Below are 19,781 nucleotides of genomic sequence, written 5' to 3' on the forward strand. Positions count from 1 at the left end.
ACCATCGCCTGTAAGGTTTGCCCAATTATTTGGGCATTCTTACCCCGCCTGGACCACAATGATCCACACCGCGATGAGGTGGAGTACCGCCGCCACGATGGTGAGCGTATGGAAGTGCTCGTGGTAGCCGTAGATGCGCGCGTGGCGGCCCGGCCACTTGAACCCATACATGATGGCGCCCACTGTGTAGGCGACACCGCCCAAGAATAAGAGCCAGACTACGGCGGGGTCGGTTTCGCGCCATAAGACCGGGATAATGGGCACGACGAGCCAACCGAGAATGAGGTAAACGAGCACAGCCAGCCAGCGCGGGTGGGTGATCCACACCATGTTGAGGATCACCCCCATGATCGCGCCCGCCCACGCAAACACCAACATCCAGGTGGAGTGCGGGCGCTGGAGTAAAATGACGCAGATCGGCGTGTACGTCGACGCGATGAAGACGGCTATGGTGGCGTGGTCTGCCCGCCGCCACCACTGCACTGTGGCGGCGGACCTCCACGGCCAGCGGTGGTAGAGGCTGGAGACCGCGAACAGGAGGATGAGTCCCGCGCAGTAGACGCTGACACTGACTATCTGGGGTGGGGTCAGTGTCATCCATGCGTAGGTAATCAGGACGGCGGAGGCGATTGCAGCGAGGAAAGCGGAGATGAGGTGAGCCCAGCCGCGGGTGGCGGGACGATCGCCGCGGTCCGCCACCGTGTAGGTTCGCTCGATTGTGGTCACTCAGTTAAGGCTACGCGGACGTAGGTTCAGTTGCCAGAGGTTAACGCGCGGTAATAATTCTGCTGGGCGGGGAAGTATGCGTCCCACGCGGGCATTCGCTTATCGACGACCGCCCCAACGAGCCGGTCTAAGTAAAATTCCCATCCCGGGCCGATCTCGTGGAGCTGGTCGAGGTCGACGTCGTAGTGAGTGAAAAGGATCTTCGTGCCCTCCGCCTCCTGCGTCAGGTCGAACGCGACATCCCAGGCGAAACCACCCTGGGACACGAGCCGGAGCCGGCTCGGTCTGTCACACTCGGTGGGGATCATCTCGACGATGTTGTCCCCGTTCTCGAACGCCATAGAAATGCGCACCGGTTTATCCAGCTCGCCCGTACCTACCCAGTGGCCGTACCAGAGCGCGGTCTTCTCTGGGTTGGTAAGAAACGTCCACGCGGCGGCGGCGTCGACGGGTACATCGCGTGAAAGCATGAGGTCGCACGCGGCGGGCTGGCGGTTCAGGATTCCGGTGGGGATCGGATCGATAGTGTGCTCGGTCATGGCGCCGATGGTATCTGGATTTTCGCGCGGGTATTGCGCTGCGCTAAGATGATTCAGCACGCCCCAGTAGCCCAATTGGCAGAGGCAACGGATTCAAAACCCGTCCAGTGTGAGTTCGAGTCTCACCTGGGGCACACAAGCGGGCGGGGGTTTCGGAAAAGTTTCCCAATTTTTTCAGGAAACTACGCTCTAACCCTCGCGGCACGAACCACAGGGACCTTCGGGTCCCTTTTTTCGTTCCACAGGCGACTTCTCACCAAAGTCTCGGCTATCGCACACCGGCTGAGGTTGAGGCGGAGTTTTGGGGGCACAACCCGGCTCACGAAATAATGGAAATCAAGGCACAAGCCTAGGAACAAAACCCGGGGCACTTCACATGAGTTTAGTGCGTTCCACTCCGACCCGCGACAACCGCACCCATCGCTAGAGATGCACCCAGGGATTCCGGTGCGGCAATCATACTACTTGCGACCGTACCCCCAAGGATTCCAGTTTTGAATACACGACTTACTCGTCCGTTGGCATCGAAGCGGAACTAGGACGGGTCCACTCGGCGCGCTCGCTAGACTAGTCGGCGTGACTCAACGCCTTCTGCTTATCGACGGCCACTCCATGGCATTCCGGGCCTTCTACGCGCTTCCGGCGGAGAACTTCTCCACCTCGGGCGGCCAGCACACCAACGCGGTGTACGGCTTCCTCTCGATGTTCTCCAACATCCTCGCCGAGGAGAACCCGACGCACGCCGCCGTTGCGTTCGACGTCGGCCGCAAGACGTTCCGCACTGAGAGGTTTCCGGAGTATAAGGCGCAGCGCGAGGCATCTCCGCCGGAGTTCAAGGGCCAGGTCCCGATCATCGAGGACATTTTGGGCGAGCTCGGCATCGTGACCCTGTCCAAGGAGAACTTCGAGGCGGACGATATCGTGGCCACCCTGGTCACCGAGGCGCGGGCCGCAGGTGATTTCGAGATCGTGCTCGTCTCCGGCGACCGCGACTACATCCAGCTTGTCGACGGTGCAACGACCCTGCTCTACCCGATGCGCGGCGTTTCCAATATGACGCGCTTTACTCCGGAATCCGTGGAGGAGAAGTACGGCCTGACCCCGGTGCAGTACCCGGACTTCGCGGCGCTTCGCGGGGATCCGTCCGACAACCTCCCGTCGGTGCCGAAGGTGGGGGAGAAGACCGCTACCAAATGGATCGCACAGTACGGCGATCTCGAAGGGCTCATCAGCCACGCCGAGGAGATCAAAGGCGTGGCCGGCAGCAACTTCCGCGAACGTGTCGACCAAGTCCGCCTGAACCGGGAGTTGACGCAGATGGTCACAGATGTCGAACTGCCCGTCGGCCCTGAGGACTTGGAGCTTAAGCCCGCAGACGTGTCGGCCGTGGCCGCCTCCTTCGACAAGCTCGAGTTCGGAGTCAATCTGCGCGAGCGGGTGCTTGCCGCCGTCCCCACCGACGGTGCGGCGCCGGAACCGGCAGTCGAGCTCGCCGAGGTCGAGATCAACGACGTGCCGCTCGACGAGTGGCTTGAGGAGCGCAAGGGTCAAGGTCTCGCCCTGTATCTGACCGGCAGCGGCGCGCCGGGCCGCGGGGACGTGTCGGCGCTGGCGGTCGTCGACAAGCAACGCCGCGGCATCCAGAAGGAGGCCAGTGAGCTCTCCCCCGCAGAAGACGCGGCCTTTAAGCGCTGGGCCGAGTCCGAGGACCCGAAGTTTCTGCATGATGGTAAGGCCGCGTTCCACATGCTCAAGGGCCGCGGCATCACCCTCGGGGGCATCGCGCACGATACTGCGATTGCCGCCTACCTGCTACGTCCCGGCCAGCGCACCTACGAGCTCGCTGATGTCTACCAGCGCCACCTGCAACGCCAGCTCGCGCAGGGGGGCGACCAGCTCAGCCTGCTCGGTGATACATCACTGGTCGACTCCGCCGTCGCCGTCCTTGAACTCGCCGAAGAACTTGCGTCCCAGCTGCGCGGGATCGACTCCTACGAGCTCTATGCCGACCTCGAGCTGCCACTAGTCTCCATCCTCGCGGAGATGGAGAATGCAGGCATTGCCGTCGACCTCGATGTGCTCAACGAACAGCTGGGAGACTTCACCGCCAAGGTCGCCGGGGTAGAGGAGGAGGCGCGGCAGCTTGTCGACGAGCCCGCGTTGAACCTGTCGAGCCCCAAACAGCTCTCCGTGGTGCTCTTCGACAAGCTCAACCTGCCCAAGACGAAGAAGACCAAGACCGGTTACTCCACCGCCGCGGGGGAGATTGAGGCGCTGGCGGAGAAGAACCCCCACCCCTTCCTGGACAAACTGCTCGCGCATCGCGAGTACCAGAAGATGAAGTCCACCATCGAGGGCCTGATCAAGGCCGTGCTTGGTGACGGCCGGATTCACACCACCTTCAAACAAACCGTCGCCTCCACTGGGCGTCTGTCGTCGGTGGACCCGAACCTCCAGAACATCCCTGTGCGCACGGAGGCCGGCCGCCGCATCCGCTCCGCCTTCACCGTCGGCACGGGCTACGAGCGCTTACTCACCGCCGACTACTCGCAGATCGAGATGCGCGTGATGGCCCACCTCTCCGCCGACGAGGGCCTTATCGAGGCGTACCGCGCGGGCGAAGACCTGCACAACTTTGTCGGCTCGCGCGTGTTCAACGTGCCCATCGACCAGGTCACCCCGGAACTGCGCCGACGGGTCAAGGCCATGTCGTACGGCCTGGTGTACGGCCTGTCCGCCTACGGCTTGTCCAACCAGCTCTCCATCTCCGCCGGGGAGGCGAAGAGCATCATGGAAAACTACTTCGAGCGCTTCGGCGGCGTGAAGCGCTACCTGGCTGACGTGGTCGAGCAGGCGCGTCGCGACGGCTACACATCCACGGTCTTCGGACGCCGCCGCTACCTGCCGGAGCTGACCAGCGACAACCGCGTCGCGCGCGAGAACGCCGAACGCGCGGCACTCAACGCTCCGATCCAGGGCTCTGCCGCGGACATCATCAAGGTGGCTATGATCCGCGTCGACCATGCTCTCGAGCCGTTCCAATCCCGCGTGCTGCTGCAAGTCCATGATGAACTTGTCGTCGAAGTTGCCCCGGGCGAGCTCGATGAAGTCCGCGAGATCGTCGAGCGCGAAATGGATTCCGCCATCACCCTGCTCGTGCCGCTGGAGGTGTCGGCGGGCACGGGAGCGAACTGGGATGAGGCAGCGCACTAGAGCCCGCGCCCGCCTGCTCTCCCAGCGACTGGTCGGCCAGGGCTGGGCCACCGCTAGTGAAGCTGTGGGCGCGTTCGGGCTCATGCAGGGCCAAGAACCTACGGTGTTCTCCTCGATCGCGCTGCGCACCACCGGCGGCATCGACTCTGTTGCCCAGGCGCTGGACCGCCACGACATCATCCGCGCCTACCCCATGCGCGGTACCGTTTTCGTCGGCCTCGCCGAGGACATGCGGTGGATGACCCAGTTACTGGCAAAGCCCGCCGCCGAACGCGCCCTGCGCAACTGCGAAGCCGCTGGTGTCAGCCCCGCCCAGGTCGACGAAATCCGCGAGGCAGTCTTGCTCGACGGGCCCGTCAGCAACGCGCAGCTCAAGGAGATTGTCACCCGAGTTGCCGGGGGTGTGCCCGAACCGGCGATGATTTACCGCCCCCGCTACCTCTTTCTTGTCGACGGGAGCTGCGCCTATCTCGGGTCTGCCCAGCTCCTCGGCCCCGCGCCGGACGCCCCCGGCATCGCCGAGCGCTTCAACGGGGAGCGCCAGGAGGCCGTCAACGAGGTGGTGCGCCGCTACGTCGCCACGCGGGGCCCAGTCACCTTCGACGACGTTGCATGGTGGTCGAAGCTGCCGGTGCGCGAGATCCGCACGGCTCTCGACAGCCTCGGTGACGGATTCATCGACAACGATGGCGACTACTTCCACGCCTCGCTTATCGACGCCCTTGCTGGCGCACCCGCCTCAGCCTTCCGCACCCCGCATTTGCTGCCAGCCTTCGACGAATACATCCTCGGTTACAAGGACCGCCTCTACGCCATGAGCGAAGACGTGCACACCCATCTTGTGCCGAGCAACATGGGTGTGTTCCGCAAGTCCATCGTGGTCGACGGCATAGTGCGCGGGACATGGAGGGGCGCGGGCGGCACACTCGCCGTCGAGGATGTCGGCGGGCTACCGAAGTACGCGATGCCCGGAATTCGCCGCAAGTTCAGAGATTTTCCCGTACTTCCTGCGACAGCGGTTTAATCTCGCCCTACGATGCTGTACATGAGAAAGTCCCTGTCAGCCATCTCCGCGTTTTCCGTTCTCGCACTCGCCGGGTGCGGTGCGCAGGGTGAGGCGGGTCCGCAAACGGTGACAATGACCACCATCGCATACGTCGACCCTGAAACGCCTGAGGAGCAGGCTAGCGCCGGCCCAGGTGAGCGGCCTGAGACTGCTGAGAAGCAGACCTCTATCCCGGCCAGCCAGGTCGGCGGAGACTGCGGAACTATGGAAAACGGTATTACGGTCACGGCATACACCGCGACATCGTGCGAGTTCGCGCGAGCTATTTACCCGGTGGCTACTTCGGCAACTTACGCACCGGTTACTAAAGACCCGACTGTAACGGCCCTTGACTCCGTCCGCGGACTTCAGGTTGCCAGCCCGGTGACGGGCGAGACCTACACAATTGACTGCTTCAAGTCGTCTGCCGGAGATACGCTGCGGTGTCACGAACCAGGTAACGAAAAAACGGTCGGTGCAGACTACTCGGGTCCCGGCCCGGCGTATTGGCACTCCGTCCAATCCCCGATTTAGTCCACACCAGGGAAGACGTCAACGCATTGTGAGCGCGAGAAATGTGCGGTTTTTCCGCTGACGTCTTCCGACGCCGCAGGCGGTTAGTCCAACGCAGCAGGATCGGGCTTCTCGCACACAAAAATCGCCGTGCCCGGGAAAACTCGCCCGCGCTCTGGTGACCACTGGCCCCAGGAGGCGTCGAGGTCGTCCGGCCACGCGGGCTCGAGGACGTCGAGAAGCGAAAAGCCGCTCGAACGCAGCGCGCGGACCCAGTCACCGAACGTGCGGTGGTATTCCGCGTACGTCAGGTTGCCGGCATCGTCGCGCTCCTCGTACTCGCGCTGGAAGTAACTGATTTCGGCCGTCAGTGAAGCGGGATCGTCGGGGAAAACCCAGCGCATCGGGTGCGTGACGGAGAAGACAAAGCGCCCACCGGGTGCGAGAACGCGGTGGATCTCGGCAAGTGCGGCGTCGAGGTCGCGGACGAAGGGCAGCGCGCCGAAGGCGGAGAATGCGACGTTGAACACAGCGTCGCGGTAGGGGAGAGCGAGCACGTCTGCCTGGGTCAGCGCGGCTTTGCGACGAGCCCGTGCCAGCATCCCGGCCGAAATATCGAACGCGGCGACAAAGCCTGCGCCATGCTCGACAAGCCACGAGGCGCACGGTGCGGAGCCGCACCCGATTTCGAGGACGGCGCTGGTCGAGACGTCGCCAAGCAAGTGCGCATTGGCCTCGGACAACATCTCCGGACACCAGTAGAACCCGTCAAGGTAGGTGGCATGCTCGGCGTGGTAGCGTGCGGCGTCAGCATCCCAGAAGGACCGGTTCGCGCGGGACGGGGATGGCACCGTTGTTGACCTCCCGTTTATTTGCTCTAGCTGGTCAAAATGACTACTCTATCAAGAGCGTATCTGCGTTGAGGGGCGGTTTCGGCTGAATAGGAGGGCTGAGCTGCGCCCGAGATGAGATCACCAGCAGTGAGAGATACGCCCATGTCCATTTTCGATCTCCTATCTTTTCGGAGCACTTTACAAATATGCCCACTTCCAACGCACCCCAGGTTGCCATCAATGACATCGGCAGCGCTGAGGACTTTCTCGCCGCAGTAGACGCGACCATCAAGTACTTCAATGATGGCGACATCGTCACCGGCACCGTCGTTAAGGTCGACCACGACGAGGTTCTCCTCGACATCGGGTACAAGACCGAAGGCGTCATCCCGACCCGCGAGCTCTCCATCAAGCACGACATCGACCCGGACGAGGTTGTCGAGGTCGGCGACGAGGTTGACGCACTTGTCCTGACCAAGGAGGACAAGGAAGGCCGCCTGATCCTGTCCAAGAAGCGCGCACAGTACGAGCGCGCCTGGGGCACCATCGAGGAGCTGCAGAGCAACGACCAGCCGGTCACCGGTACGGTCATCGAGGTTGTCAAGGGCGGCCTGATCCTCGACATCGGGCTGCGCGGCTTCCTGCCGGCTTCCCTCGTCGAGATGCGCCGCGTTCGCGACCTGGACCCCTACATCGGCCAGGAGCTCGAGGCGAAGATCATCGAGCTGGACAAGCACCGCAACAACGTGGTCCTGTCCCGCCGCGCGTACCTGGAGGAGACCCAGTCCGCGGTCCGCTCCGACTTCCTGCACCAGCTGCAGAAGGGCCAGGTCCGCAAGGGTGTCGTTTCCTCCATCGTCAACTTCGGCGCCTTCGTCGATCTCGGCGGCGTTGACGGCCTGGTTCACGTTTCCGAGCTGTCCTGGAAGCACATCGATCACCCGTCCGAGGTTGTCACCGTCGGCGACGAGGTCACCGTCGAGGTTCTCGACGTCGATCTCGACCGCGAGCGCGTCTCCCTGTCGCTGAAGGCGACCCAGGAGGATCCGTGGCGCGTCTTCGCCCGCACCCACGCTGTGGGCCAGATTGTGCCGGGCAAGGTCACCAAGCTCGTCCCGTTCGGCGCGTTCGTCCGCGTCCAGGAGGGCATCGAAGGTCTCGTCCACATCTCCGAGCTGGCTCAGCGCCACGTGGAGGTTCCGGACCAGGTTGTGGGCGTCGGCGAGGAGGTCATGGTCAAGGTCATCGACATCGACCTGGACCGCCGCCGCATCTCCCTGTCGCTCAAGCAGGCTGACGAGGACTACACGGAAGAGTTCGATCCGTCCCGCTACGGCATGGCCGACTCCTACGACGATCAGGGCAACTACATCTTCCCGGAGGGCTTCGACCCGGAGACCAACGAGTGGATGGAGGGCTTCGACGAGGCCCGCCAGGCGTGGGAGGCACGCTACGCTGAGGCAGAGCGCCGCCACCAGGCCCACACTGCCCAGATCGAGCGCCACCGCGCGGCTGCCGCAGAGGCAGCTGAGAAGGGTGAGGACCAGTCGAACTACTCGTCCGAGTCCGCTGACGCTGCAGCTCCGGCAGCATCCGACTCGGAGGAGTCCATCGGTGGCTCCCTCGCCTCCGATGAGCAGCTCGCCGCACTCCGCGACAAGCTTGCCGGCAACTAACATTTAGGAACCCGCAGGACCCCGCCAGGTATTCACCTGGCGGGGTTTTGTCGTCGGGGACGTAAAGCATTTGCATTTTGTGGGGCAGACAACTCGAGGCGCACTAGTATCGTCCGCATGATCAGAATCGGACTGACAGGCGGGATTGGCAGCGGCAAGTCGACCGTGGCGGCGATGTTGCGCGATGCGGGCTACCCCGTTGTCGACGCGGACCAGGTGGCGCGCGACAACATGGAGCCAGGCTCGTCCGTCCTCCAGGAGGTTGCAGAGGTTTTCGGGACCGACATACTCGATGACAACGGTGTCCTCGACCGGGCGGAGCTTGCGCGCAGGGCCTTCTCCAGCGAAGAGCAGACGCAGAAACTTAACGGGATTACCCATCCCGCGATACGGCGTGAGTCGGAGCGTCGATTAGCTCAGTTCGAGAAGGAGGGGGCGCGGGCGGCCGTGTACGACATGCCGCTGCTGATAGAACTTGGGCTGGACGAGTCAATGGATGTGACCGTGGTAGTCGATGCCGATGCGGAAGAACGCGTCCGGCGGCTCGTGCGCAGCCGCGGCCTGGAGGAGCAGGACGCGCGAAACCGCATCGCGCGCCAGATTGACGATGCCACGCGAAAGGCGCGCGCCGATGTGGTGATCGATAACAACGGCCCGCTCACGGAGCTCGAGCCGCAGGTGAACGAACTCGTCGAATATATAGAGAAGATGTTATGAACCGTTAAACTATTGGCTAGATCCCATTAAGGACGGTGGGATAGCGTTGCCACGCATGGGAACGTGGAACTGGGGCCCTTTCGACAACGACATCGCCTTCGACGCCGTCCGGCAGCTCGCCGACGGCACATTCCGCATGGACCAGTTCCGTTTCGATTGCGAGCAGTCCCGCCTGGACACCGAGCAGCTGCAGGTGCTCGTCGCTCTCGCGGCGGTAGTGAACGGGTACGTTCCGGCCCAGTTCGAGAGCGCTCGTGCGTATGAGTTCGGTTTCAAGGACCGCCGCTGGATCGAGGCCAGGGTGCGCGAAGCTGTCGCGCCCACCGGTTCCGAGCTGTACGACATGTGGAAGGACGCTGGCGAGCTGGAGCAGTGGCTGGCCGCCACGAACAAGGTCGTGCGCTAACCCCGCTAGACTGTTAGCATGGCTTTCGCTGCTGAACATCCCGTCATCGCCCACTCCGAGTTCCGCCCGGTCGGTGAGATCGAACGCCGGGAGAAGCCGTTCGAGGTGGTTTCGGAGTTTCAGCCCTCGGGCGACCAGCCGGCTGCAATCCGGGAGCTTGATAAGCGCTTGTCCCGCGGCGAGAAGGACGTGGTCCTGCTCGGCGCGACGGGCACCGGTAAATCGGCGACCGCGGCGTGGTTGATTGAGAAACAGCAGCGGCCCACCCTGGTAATGGCGCCGAACAAGACCCTTGCCGCGCAGCTGGCGAACGAGCTGCGCCAGCTGCTGCCCAACAACTCCGTAGAGTACTTCGTCTCGTACTACGACTACTACCAGCCCGAGGCGTACATCGCGCAGACGGACACCTACATCGAGAAGGACTCCTCGATCAACGATGACGTCGAGCGCCTCCGCCACTCGGCCACCTCGGCGCTGCTCTCGCGCCGCGACGTGGTGGTGGTGGCGTCGGTCTCCTGCATCTACGGCCTGGGTACGCCGCAGTCCTACCTCGACCGCTCCGTCGTGCTGCGCAAGGGGGAGGAGGTCGAGCGTGACCGGTTCCTGCGCTTGCTTGTCGACGTCCAGTATGAACGCAACGACATTGACTTCAAGCGAGGGACATTCCGCGTCAAAGGCGACACGGTAGACATCATCCCCGCCTATGAGGAGGTGGCGGTCCGCGTGGAGTTCTTCGGCGACGAGGTCGATGAGCTCTACTACATCCACCCGCTCACCGGTGACGTACTGAGCAGGGAAGAGGAGGTGCGCATTTTCCCGGCCACCCACTACGTGGCTACGGAGGACCGGATGGAAAAGGCGATCGAGGCAATCAAGCTGGAGCTTGCGGACCGGCTCGAGGAGCTGGAGAACAAGGGCAAGCTGCTTGAGGCGCAGCGCCTGCGGATGCGCACTGAGTACGACCTGGAGATGATCCAGCAGGTCGGTTTCTGCTCTGGCATCGAGAACTATTCGCGGCACATGGACGGCCGCCCGGCCGGCTCCGCGCCCGCGACGCTGATCGACTACTTCCCGGAGGACTTCCTCACCATCATCGACGAGTCCCACGTCACCGTCCCCCAGATAGGCGGCATGTTCGAGGGAGACATGTCGCGGAAGCGAAACCTGGTGGAGTTCGGGTTTCGCCTGCCCAGCGCAGTGGACAACCGGCCGCTGACGTTCGACGAGTTCGAGTCGCGCATGGGCCAGGTGGTCTACATGTCGGCTACCCCGGGTGACTACGAGCTTGAGGCCACCGGCGGCGAATACGTCGAGCAGGTTATCCGCCCGACGGGCTTGGTGGATCCGCAGGTGGACGTCCGACCCACGAAGGGGCAGATCGACGACCTCATCGAGGAGATCCGCCAGCGCGTGGAGAAGAACGAGCGCGTGCTGGTGACCACCCTGACAAAACGCATGGCGGAGGACCTGACGGATTACCTGCTGGACAACGGCATCAAGGTCCGCTATCTGCATTCGGACATTGACACCCTGCAGCGTGTGGAGCTTTTGCGCCAGCTGCGCCTCGGCGAGTACGACGTGCTCGTCGGAATCAACCTCCTGCGCGAGGGCCTCGACCTACCGGAAGTCTCGCTCGTGGCAATCCTCGATGCCGACAAGGAGGGTTTCCTGCGCTCCACGAAGTCGCTCATCCAGACCATCGGCCGCGCGGCCCGCAACGTGTCCGGTTCCGTGATCATGTACGCCGACAGGGTCACCGACTCCATGCGCGACGCTATCGACGAGACGGAGCGGCGCCGCGAGAAGCAGATCGCCTATAACACCGAACATGGCATCGACCCGCAACCGCTGCGCAAAAAGATCGCCGACATCCTCGACCAGGTTTACGAAAACGCCGACAGCGACGGTGCCCGCGGCGGGGAGGCGGCGGTCGTCGAGAAGCCGGATGTGACCTCGATGACGTCCAAAGACGTGCAGAAGCTTATCGACGACCTAACCGCGCAAATGGGAGAAGCCGCCCGTGAGCTCAAATTCGAGCTGGCCGGGCGCTTGCGCGATGAGATTGCGGATCTGCGCAAGGAGCTGCGTGGTATGAAAGAGGTTGGAGTTTAAGAGAGGATTTGACTGATATGCACACCTATTCTTCTATCGCAGTGGGTACCGACGGGTCCGCGACTTCGCTCATGGCGGTCCGCGCCGCCGCCAGCATGGCGCGGGTGTACGACGCCGACCTCACCGTGATCTGCGCCCACTACAGCGCAAACACATCGCTGCTGAACTCGAGCAACGCCGAGCTGTCCCGCGTGGACATTGTCACGGACGACGACGCCGACCGCATCCTCAAGTCCGCAGAAGCCATAGCGAAGGAGGAGCAGGCTCCGCGCGTTAACCTCGTGACCAAGCCAGGCATGCCGGCGAACGTGCTCGTCGAGGCGGTGCAGGAATACGGTGCGGATTTGCTGGTCGTGGGCAACAAGGGCATGCGCAGCCTTGCAGGCAGGATCTTCGGCAACATCCCGGGGGACGTGGCCAAGAAGTCACCGGTCGACGTCGTCCTGGTGGATACGCGGGCCGAGGGGCACCACTAGACCATGGGGGCAGGCACGGACATCGATTACTCCGTTATTGTCGTGGGCAGCGACGGCTCGAAGTCGTCCCTGCTCGCGGTCGAGCGCGCCGCCCGGATCGCCGCTGCCTTCAACGCCGAGCTGATCATCGCGACGGCGTTCTACGAGTCCAAGGAGGACGCGTTGAAAGCGCAGCGCCAGGACTCGGTGACAATTCTCGGCGACGAGCAGGCGCGCGCGAACCTCGAATCCGCGGCGTCCCATGCGCGCAGGGCCGGGGCGGGCAAGGTGCAGATCGCAGCCGCCGCGGGCACACCGGTGGAAGCGCTCATGGCCGTCGTCAACCAATTCGATGCGGACCTGCTGGTTGTGGGCAACAGGGGCATCAACACGCTCACTGGGAGATTGCTAGGTTCGGTGCCAGCGGATGTCGCGCGGCAGTCCGACTGCGACGTGATGATCGTCCACACCGTCAAGTAACTAGCTCAGCGGGAGCTCCCCGATCACCGTCAGCGTTTGCGTCGCGCGGGTCACGGCCACGTACAGGTCCTGCCAGCCTTGGGGGGACGCGCCGATGATCGCCCCCGGATCCACGACGGTGACGTGGTCGAACTCGAGGCCCTTGATATCGGCGACGTTCTCGGCGGTGATAGTAACCGAGGTCCGGCCGTCTTCTGCCGCCGCCGCGATCGCAGGATCCGTTCCGGCAGGTAAGCGGCGCACCGCCTCACCCGTTGAGCGGATCGCCGTCGCTGGCTTGGCCTCCGGGTCGATCTGCGCGAGGATGCGGTTGGCCACCCCCATGATCTCCACGGGCGTGCGGTAGTTCACTGTGAGCTCGTGAACCTTGTATCTCGTGCCCACGAACGGCTCCAGCGACGCCGCCCAGTCGTCGGTGCCCGAGGGTGCGGAGGTTTGTGCCGTGTCTCCCACGAGTGTCATCCACCGGGAGGGGGAGCGGCGGAACACCATGCGCCACTCCATGGGCGAGAGTTCCTGCGCTTCGTCGACGATGACGTGGCCGTATGCCCACGTATGGTCCTCGCGTGCGCGCTCGGCGATGGAGCGCACGTCGACGGCCCGCTGGCGGCGCGCGAGCGTCTCGGCGTCGATGACGTCGTGGGCCGAGAGGATCTCCGCCTCGAACTGGTCGTCGTCATTGTCGGTCGATTCGGACGACGTCAGGATGTCGAGGGCGTCCTCAGCTTCCGCGACGAGGGCGCGCCACTCTTCTCTCTCTTCCTGCCGCTTGGTTTCCGGGTCGGGGAGCCCGATAAGCTCCGCGAGTTCGTCAATGAGTGCGGCGTCCGACGGCGTTGTCGGGGAGCCCGCGGGCCGGTACAAGGCCCCCCGGGTGTAGTCGTCGTAGTCCCCCGCGACATCGGCGATCACCTCCTTGCTGGTCAGTAGGCCGTTTAGCACCGCGAGGGGCTCGAGGTGGGGGAAGTGGGCGTCGATAAGCTCGTGCACCTGCGGCTCCTCAGCGAGCTCGTCGTGGAGCTGGTCGATGTCGGCGGCGCTGAGCAGGTTTGGGCCACCCAGCGGGTCCTCGCCGATGCGGTTGGCCAGGGCTTGCGCGAGCGACTGGGTGAGGTGCTCCGCGAAAACCGGGCGAGCTGAATTGTGGGGTTTTCGTGAACGGCGCGCCCGGGTGCGCGCGGCCCTGACCATTGCCGGGGTCGCCTCGATGGTCACCGAGCCAATCCGCAGCGCCACCGCCGCCTCGGGCACCGTCTCCTGCGCCTGCACCGCGCGCTTGAGCACTGTCACCATCTCCTCCGAACCCTTCACCTCCCGCGCCGCCGCGGGCTCGTGGCGGGCCTCCGGGACGAACCCCGGAACGAGCGTGTCGACGGTCCCGAGAACCACGCCGGTCTCGCCAAGCTCAGGCAGCACCCGGGAGATGTAGTCCAAAAACGTCGCATTCGGACCGATAATGAGCACACCGGTGCGCGAGAGCTGCTCGCGCCAGGTATAGAGCAAGTACGCCACGCGGTGCAGCGCGACGGCAGTCTTGCCCGTACCCGGTCCGCCCTGGACGATGAGGACTCCGCGGGTGGGGTCGCGGATGATTTCGTCCTGTTCGCGCTGGATGGTCTCCACGATGGAGCGCATCCGGCCGGTGCGGGCGGCATTCATCGCGCGGCGCAGTGCTGCCTCCGAGCCCACGTCTGACATGCGGCCGTCGGCGGCTTCACCGGAGAGCACCTCGTCGTCGACAGCGGTTACCGAGCGGCCGCGCATGCGGATCGTGCGCCGCATCTCTACCCCCTCCGGGTGCGCGGTGGTGGCAAGGTAGAACGGCCGGGCCATCGGAGCACGCCAGTCGAGCAGCAACGTGCGGTAGTTGTCGGCGCGGTCCTCGATTCCCAGGCGGCCGATGTAACGGCGGTCGAGGTCGGGCCGGCCCCCGACGGGGTTGTCCGGGTCGTCGTCGGCGATGTCCAGGCGGCCAAACACGAGGCCCACTTCGGCGACGTTGAGAGTGTCCAGTTTGGCGTTCAGCGCGTGGTATTGCGTTTCGCGACGCACCAACGCGTCCGGATCGGGATTGTCGGGATCAACATCGGCCTGGACGTCCTCTAGCTGGGCACGCGCGGCGGCCACTTCGGTGTCGAGGCGCGAGAAAAGCATGTCCGCATGGGCCTGCTCCCGCTCGATCTCCAGCGAACCGCTCACCCGTGAACCTCCTACAAAATCGGAAAGGGCCATTCTACCAACGGGCAAACCCCGCCTCCGCGAAGTCGCGGTGGCGGGGTGTAATGCGTGCAATAAAACTAGCTGAGCTTCTTCTGTGCCTGCTTGACGGCCTTCTCAGCGCGCTTCTGCAACTGCTTGACGTTCTTCTTGGCCTTGCGCTGCTGGCGCTTGGAAGGTGCCAGATCGAGATCGTCGAACGCACCCTGAAGGCTGGAAACTGCGTCTTGAGCGCGGTTCTGCAGCTTAGTGGCCTTGCGCTTCGCCTTTGCCTTGTCCAGAGCGGACGGGGAGAGGCCCTCGAGCGTGGACTGAAGGTTGTCTACGATGTCGTTTGCAGAAGACTTCGCCTTGCGCTTCGCCACGAACCGCTGCACCTTATTCGGCTTCGCGTCGTTGTAGGCGTCCTGAGCCTGATCCGTCGCATCTTCGATCCAGTCCCCGGCGGTGGAGATGAAGTTGGAGGTCTGCTTCTTGGCATCTTTGGCCAGTGCGGTCGCGGATTTCGCCCAGTCGTCCTTGTTCTCACCGACGTAGGAGGTGACCTGGTCAGCGGTATCGGAGATCCAGTTGCCGGCCTTGTTCAGTGCCTTCTCGGACTCCGACTGGGTCGGCAGGGCCTGCTGGACGTTCTTCTTGGCCACGCGAGCGGCGTTCTTCGCGCGCCACTGCAGGCCAGGGTTGCCGGCAGTGTCGACGGAGGCGAGGAGGATTCCGCCAAGGAGGGCGACATCGGTGACCGCTCCGTTGCGACGGCGGGTCTTCTCCTCCTCGTTGGTGGCCTCCCAAAAGGCGTGGCGGCCGATCACAGAAGGAATCGCCGTGGCGGCGAGGAGTGTCGCCGCGGTGCGCGGCGCCTTCCCGAGGGCGAACAGCGAGCCAGCGCCAGCCTTGACGCCACCTACAACCTGCGCCGCGGTCTCCGGGGAGGACGGCAAGTAGGCGCGGTAGGGAGCCGGAACGACGGAACGCAGCTTCTTCAGAACGGATTCAGCGCTCTCGCGGTGCGCGGACGGGTTAACCACGGTCTCGACACCGTCGATCACGTAAACGGATGCGAGCATCGGGCGTGCAAGCTTGCGAATCATAGAAACAGTCCTTCTTCGTATTCGTAACTTTGAGTTGCTTGTCCCACAAGTCTAAACAAAAACGGCTACCAGCGTCGCTGCCACCAATCGTCGAGGGAACCCCGCTCCTCGCCCAGGGTCGTGGGTTCACCGTGGCCGGGGCGAACAACAGTGGCGTCGGGGTAGGCGTCGAAAAGCATTGTTTTGACGTCGTTGAAGAGGCGGGTGAACTCGCCTTCTCCGGCGGTTTTGCCAAGCCCGCCCGGGAAGAGTGAGTCGCCGACGAACGCGTTGGGTGTTCCGTCGACACTGGCGACGACCGCGACACCGCCCGGCGTGTGCCCGCGCAAGATCATCGTGTCTAGGCTCCGGCCTGCGAAGAACACTGCGTCGCCGTCACCCAGCTCTTTGTCGACGGGCGCAGGAAGCGCGGGGGCGTCCAGATGGGATGCCCAATGGCGTGCACCGGTGCGCTGCAGCACCTCGGCGAGGGCGCGGGTGTGGTCGGAGTGGCGGTGAGTGGTCAGCACATCCGTGATCTCGACGCCGGCGGACCTGGCCATGTCAAGAATGGCCGGGGCGTCGGCGGCGGCGTCGATAAGCAACCCCTTGCCTCCTGCCGCGAGCAAATAGACGTTGTTGTCCATGTCGGAAACGGAAATGTGGTGCAGGGTGAATTCGTCAGCCATGCGCCCCAGGGTAGTCAAGCGCTTAGCGGGTGCGCCCTTCTCGCTGGTATGTTCGGAGACTGTTGCTATCTAACCGAAACGAAGGATAAACACAGGTGGCTGACCGTCTGACAGTGCGCGGCGCGCGCGAGCACAACCTCAAGGGAGTCGACCTCGACCTCCCGCGCGACAAAATGGTCGTGTTCACCGGCCTGTCGGGATCGGGTAAGTCCTCGCTCGCTTTCGACACCATCTTCGCCGAAGGCCAGCGCCGCTATGTCGAGTCGCTGTCCTCCTACGCGCGCATGTTCCTCGGGCAGATGGACAAGCCGGACGTCGACTACATCGACGGGCTTTCGCCGGCCGTGTCCATCGACCAGAAGTCCACAAACCGCAACCCGCGCTCGACGGTGGGCACCATCACCGAGATTTACGACTACCTCCGTCTGCTCTACGCGCGCGCCGGCACGCCGCACTGTCCGGTGTGTGACGCCGAGATCAGCCGCCAGACGCCGCAGCAGATCGTCGACCAGATCCTCGAGCGCGAGGAACGCACCAAGTTCCAGGTTCTCGCCCCCGTCGTGCGCAAGCGCAAGGGTGAGTTCGTCGACCTCTTCGCCGACCTAAGCGCGCAGGGTTATTCCCGCGTGACGGTCGACGGTGAGACGTACCAGCTCTCCGAACCGCCGAAGTTAGAAAAGCAGGTCAAGCACACGATCGATGTTGTCGTCGACCGCCTGCAGGTGAAGGAGAGCCAGAAGCAGCGGCTCACCGACTCCGTGGAGACGGCGCTCAAGCTGGCGGACGGCCTGGTGGTGTTCGAGTTCGTCGACGTAGATGAATCCGATCCGGAGCGCTACCGGATCTTCTCGGAGAAGATGGCGTGCCCGAACGGCCACACGCTTGACGTAGAGGAGTATGAGCCGCGCGCGTTTTCCTTCAACGCTCCTTTCGGTGCCTGTCCGGCCTGCGACGGGCTGGGCACCCGCAAGGAAGTCGACATCGATCTCATTATCCCGGACCCCGATGCTCCGGCCGTCGACGCGTTCCAGCCGTGGAACTCCTCTCCGAACAAGAGCTATTTTGTCAAGCTCATCGAGGCGCTAGCGAAGGAGGAAAACTTCGACGCCGGTGCGCCGTTCAGCTCGCTGACCAAGACCCAGCAGAAGCACCTCATCCACGGTTCGTCTACTGAGGTAAGCGTGAAGTACAAGAACCGGTACGGGCGCCAGCGCGGGTTCACGGCCGCCTACGAGGGCGTGATCGGTTACCTCGAGCGCAAATTGGAGCAGGCCGAGTCGGACCACCAGAAAGACAGGCTCCTCGCCTACACCCGCGAGATCCCGTGCCCGACGTGCAAGGGGGCGCGCCTCAAGCCGGAGATCCTCGCGGTGCGGCTTGCGTCGTCAACGCACGGCGAGCTATCAATCGCGGGCCTCGCGGACCTATCTATCGAAGGCGCGTCCGAGTACCTAGACAACCTCGTCCTGGGTTATCGCGAGGAGATGATCGCCGGCGCGGTCTTGCGCGAGATCCAGGCACGTCTGCGCTTTCTTCTGGACGTTGGGTTGAGCTACCTCACCCTGTCGCGCTCCGCAGGAACCCTCTCTGGAGGCGAGGCGCAGCGCATCCGGCTAGCCACACAGATCGGGTCCGGCCTCGCGGGCGTGCTCTACGTGCTCGATGAGCCGTCCATCGGCCTGCACCAGCGCGACAACCTACGGCTTATCCGCACCTTGAAGAAGCTGCGCGACTTGGGCAACACCCTCATCGTGGTCGAGCACGACGAGGACACCATCAACGAGGCTGACTGGCTTGTCGACGTCGGCCCGCGCGCCGGCGAGTACGGCGGTGAAGTGGTCTACCAAGGTGAACCCAAGGGAATTTTGAAGGCCAAGAACTCCATCACCGGTGATTATCTCTCCGGCCGCAAAGAGATCGCGGTCCCGGAACGCCGCCGCGAAACGGACAGGGGCCGCCTTCTGAAGGTCGTCGGGGCGCGCGAGAACAACTTGGACAACGTCAACGTGGACATTCCGCTCGGAGTCCTCGTTGCCGTCACGGGAGTCTCTGGATCAGGCAAGTCCACGTTGGTCAACCAAATCCTTGCCAAGACGTTGCAGAATCAGCTCAACGGCGCCCGCCAAGTGCCCGGACGAGTCAAAAAGATCGAGGGTTTGTACAACCTGGACAAGCTGGTTCAGGTCGACCAAAGCCCAATCGGCCGCACCCCGCGCTCCAACCCCGCAACGTACACCGGTGTCTTCGATAAAATCCGCAACCTTTTCGCCGAAACTCAGGAGGCCAAGGTCCGCGGTTACAAGGCTGGGCGATTCTCCTTCAACGTTAAGGGCGGGCGGTGCGAGGCCTGCCACGGTGACGGCACCATCAAAATCGAAATGAACTTTCTGCCAGACGTCTACGTCCCCTGCGAGGTGTGTGAAGGCGCGCGCTACAACCGCGAAACCCTGGAGGTGCGCTACAAGGGCAAGAACATCGCGGAAGTTTTGGATATGCCCATCTCGGAGGGCGCTGAGTTCTTCGAGCCGATCACGTCGATCCACCGATACCTGAGCACGCTTGTCGACGTCGGCCTCGGCTACGTCCGCCTCGGCCAAGCCGCCACCACGCTCTCGGGCGGCGAGGCGCAGCGCGTCAAGCTCGCCGCTGAGCTGCAGAAGCGTTCCAACGGCCGAACGATCTACATTCTGGACGAGCCCACGACAGGCCTTCACTTCGAGGACATCCGCAAGCTGATGATGGTGCTCAACGGGCTCGTGGACAAGGGCAACACGGTCCTCGTCATCGAGCACAACCTCGACGTGATCAAGTCCGCGGACTGGATCATCGACATGGGCCCGGAGGGCGGTTCCGGAGGCGGAACCGTCGTGGCCCAAGGCACTCCTGAGGACGTGGCGCAGGTCGCGGGTTCGTTTACCGGAGAATTCCTCAAGCAGGTTCTGTAGACGCAGCCGGTCCCGCCCGGATGGGTGGAGACGAAGGTAGACACCGAGGTGGCAACAGGGGTTCCCGGCCGAGTTCAGCGCCCACCCCGGGATCTCGCATGCAAAAGGCAACTTTCGTACACGTTCGCTCACCACACTTTGCCAGGGT

General features: G+C 63.6%; 16 protein-coding genes and 1 tRNA gene. 11 read left to right on the forward strand and 6 right to left on the reverse strand.

Annotation, left to right across the window (positions count from 1 at the left end; genetic code table 11):
* Positions 1 to 39: 39 nt before the first annotated feature.
* Together trhA and G7Y29_RS04915 are read right to left on the reverse strand one after the other, a co-directional pair.
* Positions 40 to 726: a PAQR family membrane homeostasis protein TrhA gene (gene trhA, locus G7Y29_RS04910; RefSeq protein WP_165004730.1), complete on the reverse strand. Its 687-nt coding sequence runs from the start codon at positions 724 to 726 to the stop codon at positions 40 to 42.
* A 26-nt stretch (positions 727 to 752) separates the two neighbouring features.
* Positions 753 to 1,265: an SRPBCC domain-containing protein gene (locus G7Y29_RS04915; RefSeq protein WP_165004732.1), complete on the reverse strand. Its 513-nt coding sequence runs from the start codon at positions 1,263 to 1,265 to the stop codon at positions 753 to 755.
* Positions 1,266 to 1,325: 60 nt separating this feature from the next.
* Between G7Y29_RS04915 and G7Y29_RS04920 the strand changes: the two genes are divergently transcribed.
* The 4 genes from G7Y29_RS04920 to G7Y29_RS04935 all read left to right on the forward strand — a co-directional run bounded on the left by G7Y29_RS04920 (position 1,326) and on the right by G7Y29_RS04935 (position 6,057).
* A tRNA-Leu gene (locus G7Y29_RS04920) sits at positions 1,326 to 1,399 on the forward strand.
* A 442-nt stretch (positions 1,400 to 1,841) separates the two neighbouring features.
* A complete protein-coding gene (gene polA / locus G7Y29_RS04925; RefSeq protein WP_283248424.1) occupies positions 1,842 to 4,478 on the forward strand; it encodes a DNA polymerase I in 2,637 nt (878 codons plus the stop codon).
* The gene (locus tag G7Y29_RS04930) at positions 4,462 to 5,502 is read left to right on the forward strand and encodes a winged helix DNA-binding domain-containing protein (RefSeq protein ID WP_165004734.1); all 1,041 of its coding nucleotides are present in this window, start codon (positions 4,462 to 4,464) and stop codon (positions 5,500 to 5,502) included. The genes polA and G7Y29_RS04930 overlap by 17 nt, the downstream gene beginning before the upstream one ends.
* A gap of 21 nt (positions 5,503 to 5,523) precedes the next feature.
* Positions 5,524 to 6,057 (forward strand): hypothetical protein, encoded by a 534-nt coding sequence (locus G7Y29_RS04935; RefSeq protein ID WP_165004736.1) that lies wholly within the window; start codon positions 5,524 to 5,526, stop codon positions 6,055 to 6,057.
* 83 nt (positions 6,058 to 6,140) lie between these two features.
* On the opposite strand, the gene G7Y29_RS04940 is transcribed toward G7Y29_RS04935, so the two are convergent.
* Positions 6,141 to 6,887: a class I SAM-dependent methyltransferase gene (locus G7Y29_RS04940; protein WP_165004738.1), complete on the reverse strand. Its 747-nt coding sequence runs from the start codon at positions 6,885 to 6,887 to the stop codon at positions 6,141 to 6,143.
* Positions 6,888 to 7,075: 188 nt separating this feature from the next.
* On the opposite strand from G7Y29_RS04940, the gene rpsA reads away from it, so the two are divergent.
* From rpsA to G7Y29_RS04970, 6 genes are all read left to right on the forward strand, one after another.
* A complete protein-coding gene (gene rpsA, locus G7Y29_RS04945) occupies positions 7,076 to 8,545 on the forward strand; it encodes a 30S ribosomal protein S1 (RefSeq protein WP_165004741.1) in 1,470 nt (489 codons plus the stop codon).
* 117 nt (positions 8,546 to 8,662) lie between these two features.
* Positions 8,663 to 9,262 carry a dephospho-CoA kinase gene (gene coaE, locus G7Y29_RS04950; protein WP_165004743.1) on the forward strand — a complete coding sequence of 200 codons (600 nt, stop codon included), beginning with the start codon at positions 8,663 to 8,665 and terminating at the stop codon, positions 9,260 to 9,262.
* A gap of 55 nt (positions 9,263 to 9,317) precedes the next feature.
* Positions 9,318 to 9,668 carry a DUF4259 domain-containing protein gene (locus tag G7Y29_RS04955; RefSeq protein WP_165004745.1) on the forward strand — a complete coding sequence of 117 codons (351 nt, stop codon included), beginning with the start codon at positions 9,318 to 9,320 and terminating at the stop codon, positions 9,666 to 9,668.
* Positions 9,669 to 9,686: 18 nt separating this feature from the next.
* On the forward strand, positions 9,687 to 11,780 hold the full coding sequence (gene uvrB, locus G7Y29_RS04960; protein ID WP_165004747.1) for an excinuclease ABC subunit UvrB: 2,094 nt from the start codon (positions 9,687 to 9,689) through the stop codon (positions 11,778 to 11,780).
* Positions 11,781 to 11,797: 17 nt separating this feature from the next.
* Positions 11,798 to 12,256, forward strand: coding sequence for a universal stress protein (locus G7Y29_RS04965; protein WP_165004749.1), 459 nt, complete (start codon positions 11,798 to 11,800; stop codon positions 12,254 to 12,256).
* Between the two features lie 3 nt (positions 12,257 to 12,259).
* Positions 12,260 to 12,715, forward strand: a complete 456-nt coding sequence (locus tag G7Y29_RS04970; RefSeq protein ID WP_165004751.1) for a universal stress protein — start codon at positions 12,260 to 12,262, stop codon at positions 12,713 to 12,715.
* On the opposite strand, the gene G7Y29_RS04975 is transcribed toward G7Y29_RS04970, so the two are convergent.
* The 3 genes from G7Y29_RS04975 to G7Y29_RS04985 all read right to left on the reverse strand — a co-directional run bounded on the left by G7Y29_RS04975 (position 12,716) and on the right by G7Y29_RS04985 (position 16,688).
* Complete coding sequence (locus G7Y29_RS04975; protein ID WP_165004753.1) at positions 12,716 to 14,947, reverse strand: HelD family protein; 2,232 nt, start codon at positions 14,945 to 14,947, stop codon at positions 12,716 to 12,718.
* A gap of 65 nt (positions 14,948 to 15,012) precedes the next feature.
* The gene (locus G7Y29_RS04980) at positions 15,013 to 16,020 is read right to left on the reverse strand and encodes a DoxX family protein (protein ID WP_165004755.1); all 1,008 of its coding nucleotides are present in this window, start codon (positions 16,018 to 16,020) and stop codon (positions 15,013 to 15,015) included.
* A gap of 65 nt (positions 16,021 to 16,085) precedes the next feature.
* On the reverse strand, positions 16,086 to 16,688 hold the full coding sequence (locus G7Y29_RS04985) for an MBL fold metallo-hydrolase (protein ID WP_165004756.1): 603 nt from the start codon (positions 16,686 to 16,688) through the stop codon (positions 16,086 to 16,088).
* A gap of 95 nt (positions 16,689 to 16,783) precedes the next feature.
* Here G7Y29_RS04985 and uvrA point away from each other — a divergent pair, with 95 nt between their 5' ends.
* Positions 16,784 to 19,633, forward strand: a complete 2,850-nt coding sequence (uvrA, locus tag G7Y29_RS04990; protein ID WP_165004758.1) for an excinuclease ABC subunit UvrA — start codon at positions 16,784 to 16,786, stop codon at positions 19,631 to 19,633.
* The last annotated feature ends 148 nt before the right edge of the window (positions 19,634 to 19,781 follow it).

It is taken from the genome of Corynebacterium qintianiae, assembly GCF_011038645.2.
Classification (GTDB): Bacteria; Actinomycetota; Actinomycetes; order Mycobacteriales; family Mycobacteriaceae; genus Corynebacterium; species Corynebacterium qintianiae.

What these genes read in the sequence shown, in the direction of transcription:
- G7Y29_RS04915 (WP_165004732.1), bottom strand. Translation starts at nt 1,265, where the DNA reads ATGACCGAGCACACTATCGATCCGATCCCCACCGGAATCCTGAACCGC.
- G7Y29_RS04930 (WP_165004734.1), top strand. Translation starts at nt 4,462, where the DNA reads ATGAGGCAGCGCACTAGAGCCCGCGCCCGCCTGCTCTCCCAGCGACTG.
- G7Y29_RS04935 (WP_165004736.1), top strand. Translation starts at nt 5,524, where the DNA reads ATGAGAAAGTCCCTGTCAGCCATCTCCGCGTTTTCCGTTCTCGCACTC.
- rpsA (WP_165004741.1), top strand. Translation starts at nt 7,076, where the DNA reads ATGCCCACTTCCAACGCACCCCAGGTTGCCATCAATGACATCGGCAGC.
- coaE (WP_165004743.1), top strand. Translation starts at nt 8,663, where the DNA reads ATGATCAGAATCGGACTGACAGGCGGGATTGGCAGCGGCAAGTCGACC.
- G7Y29_RS04955 (WP_165004745.1), top strand. Translation starts at nt 9,318, where the DNA reads ATGGGAACGTGGAACTGGGGCCCTTTCGACAACGACATCGCCTTCGAC.
- uvrB (WP_165004747.1), top strand. Translation starts at nt 9,687, where the DNA reads ATGGCTTTCGCTGCTGAACATCCCGTCATCGCCCACTCCGAGTTCCGC.
- G7Y29_RS04965 (WP_165004749.1), top strand. Translation starts at nt 11,798, where the DNA reads ATGCACACCTATTCTTCTATCGCAGTGGGTACCGACGGGTCCGCGACT.
- G7Y29_RS04970 (WP_165004751.1), top strand. Translation starts at nt 12,260, where the DNA reads ATGGGGGCAGGCACGGACATCGATTACTCCGTTATTGTCGTGGGCAGC.
- G7Y29_RS04975 (WP_165004753.1), bottom strand. Translation starts at nt 14,947, where the DNA reads ATGGCCCTTTCCGATTTTGTAGGAGGTTCACGGGTGAGCGGTTCGCTG.
- G7Y29_RS04980 (WP_165004755.1), bottom strand. Translation starts at nt 16,020, where the DNA reads ATGATTCGCAAGCTTGCACGCCCGATGCTCGCATCCGTTTACGTGATC.
- G7Y29_RS04985 (WP_165004756.1), bottom strand. Translation starts at nt 16,688, where the DNA reads ATGGCTGACGAATTCACCCTGCACCACATTTCCGTTTCCGACATGGAC.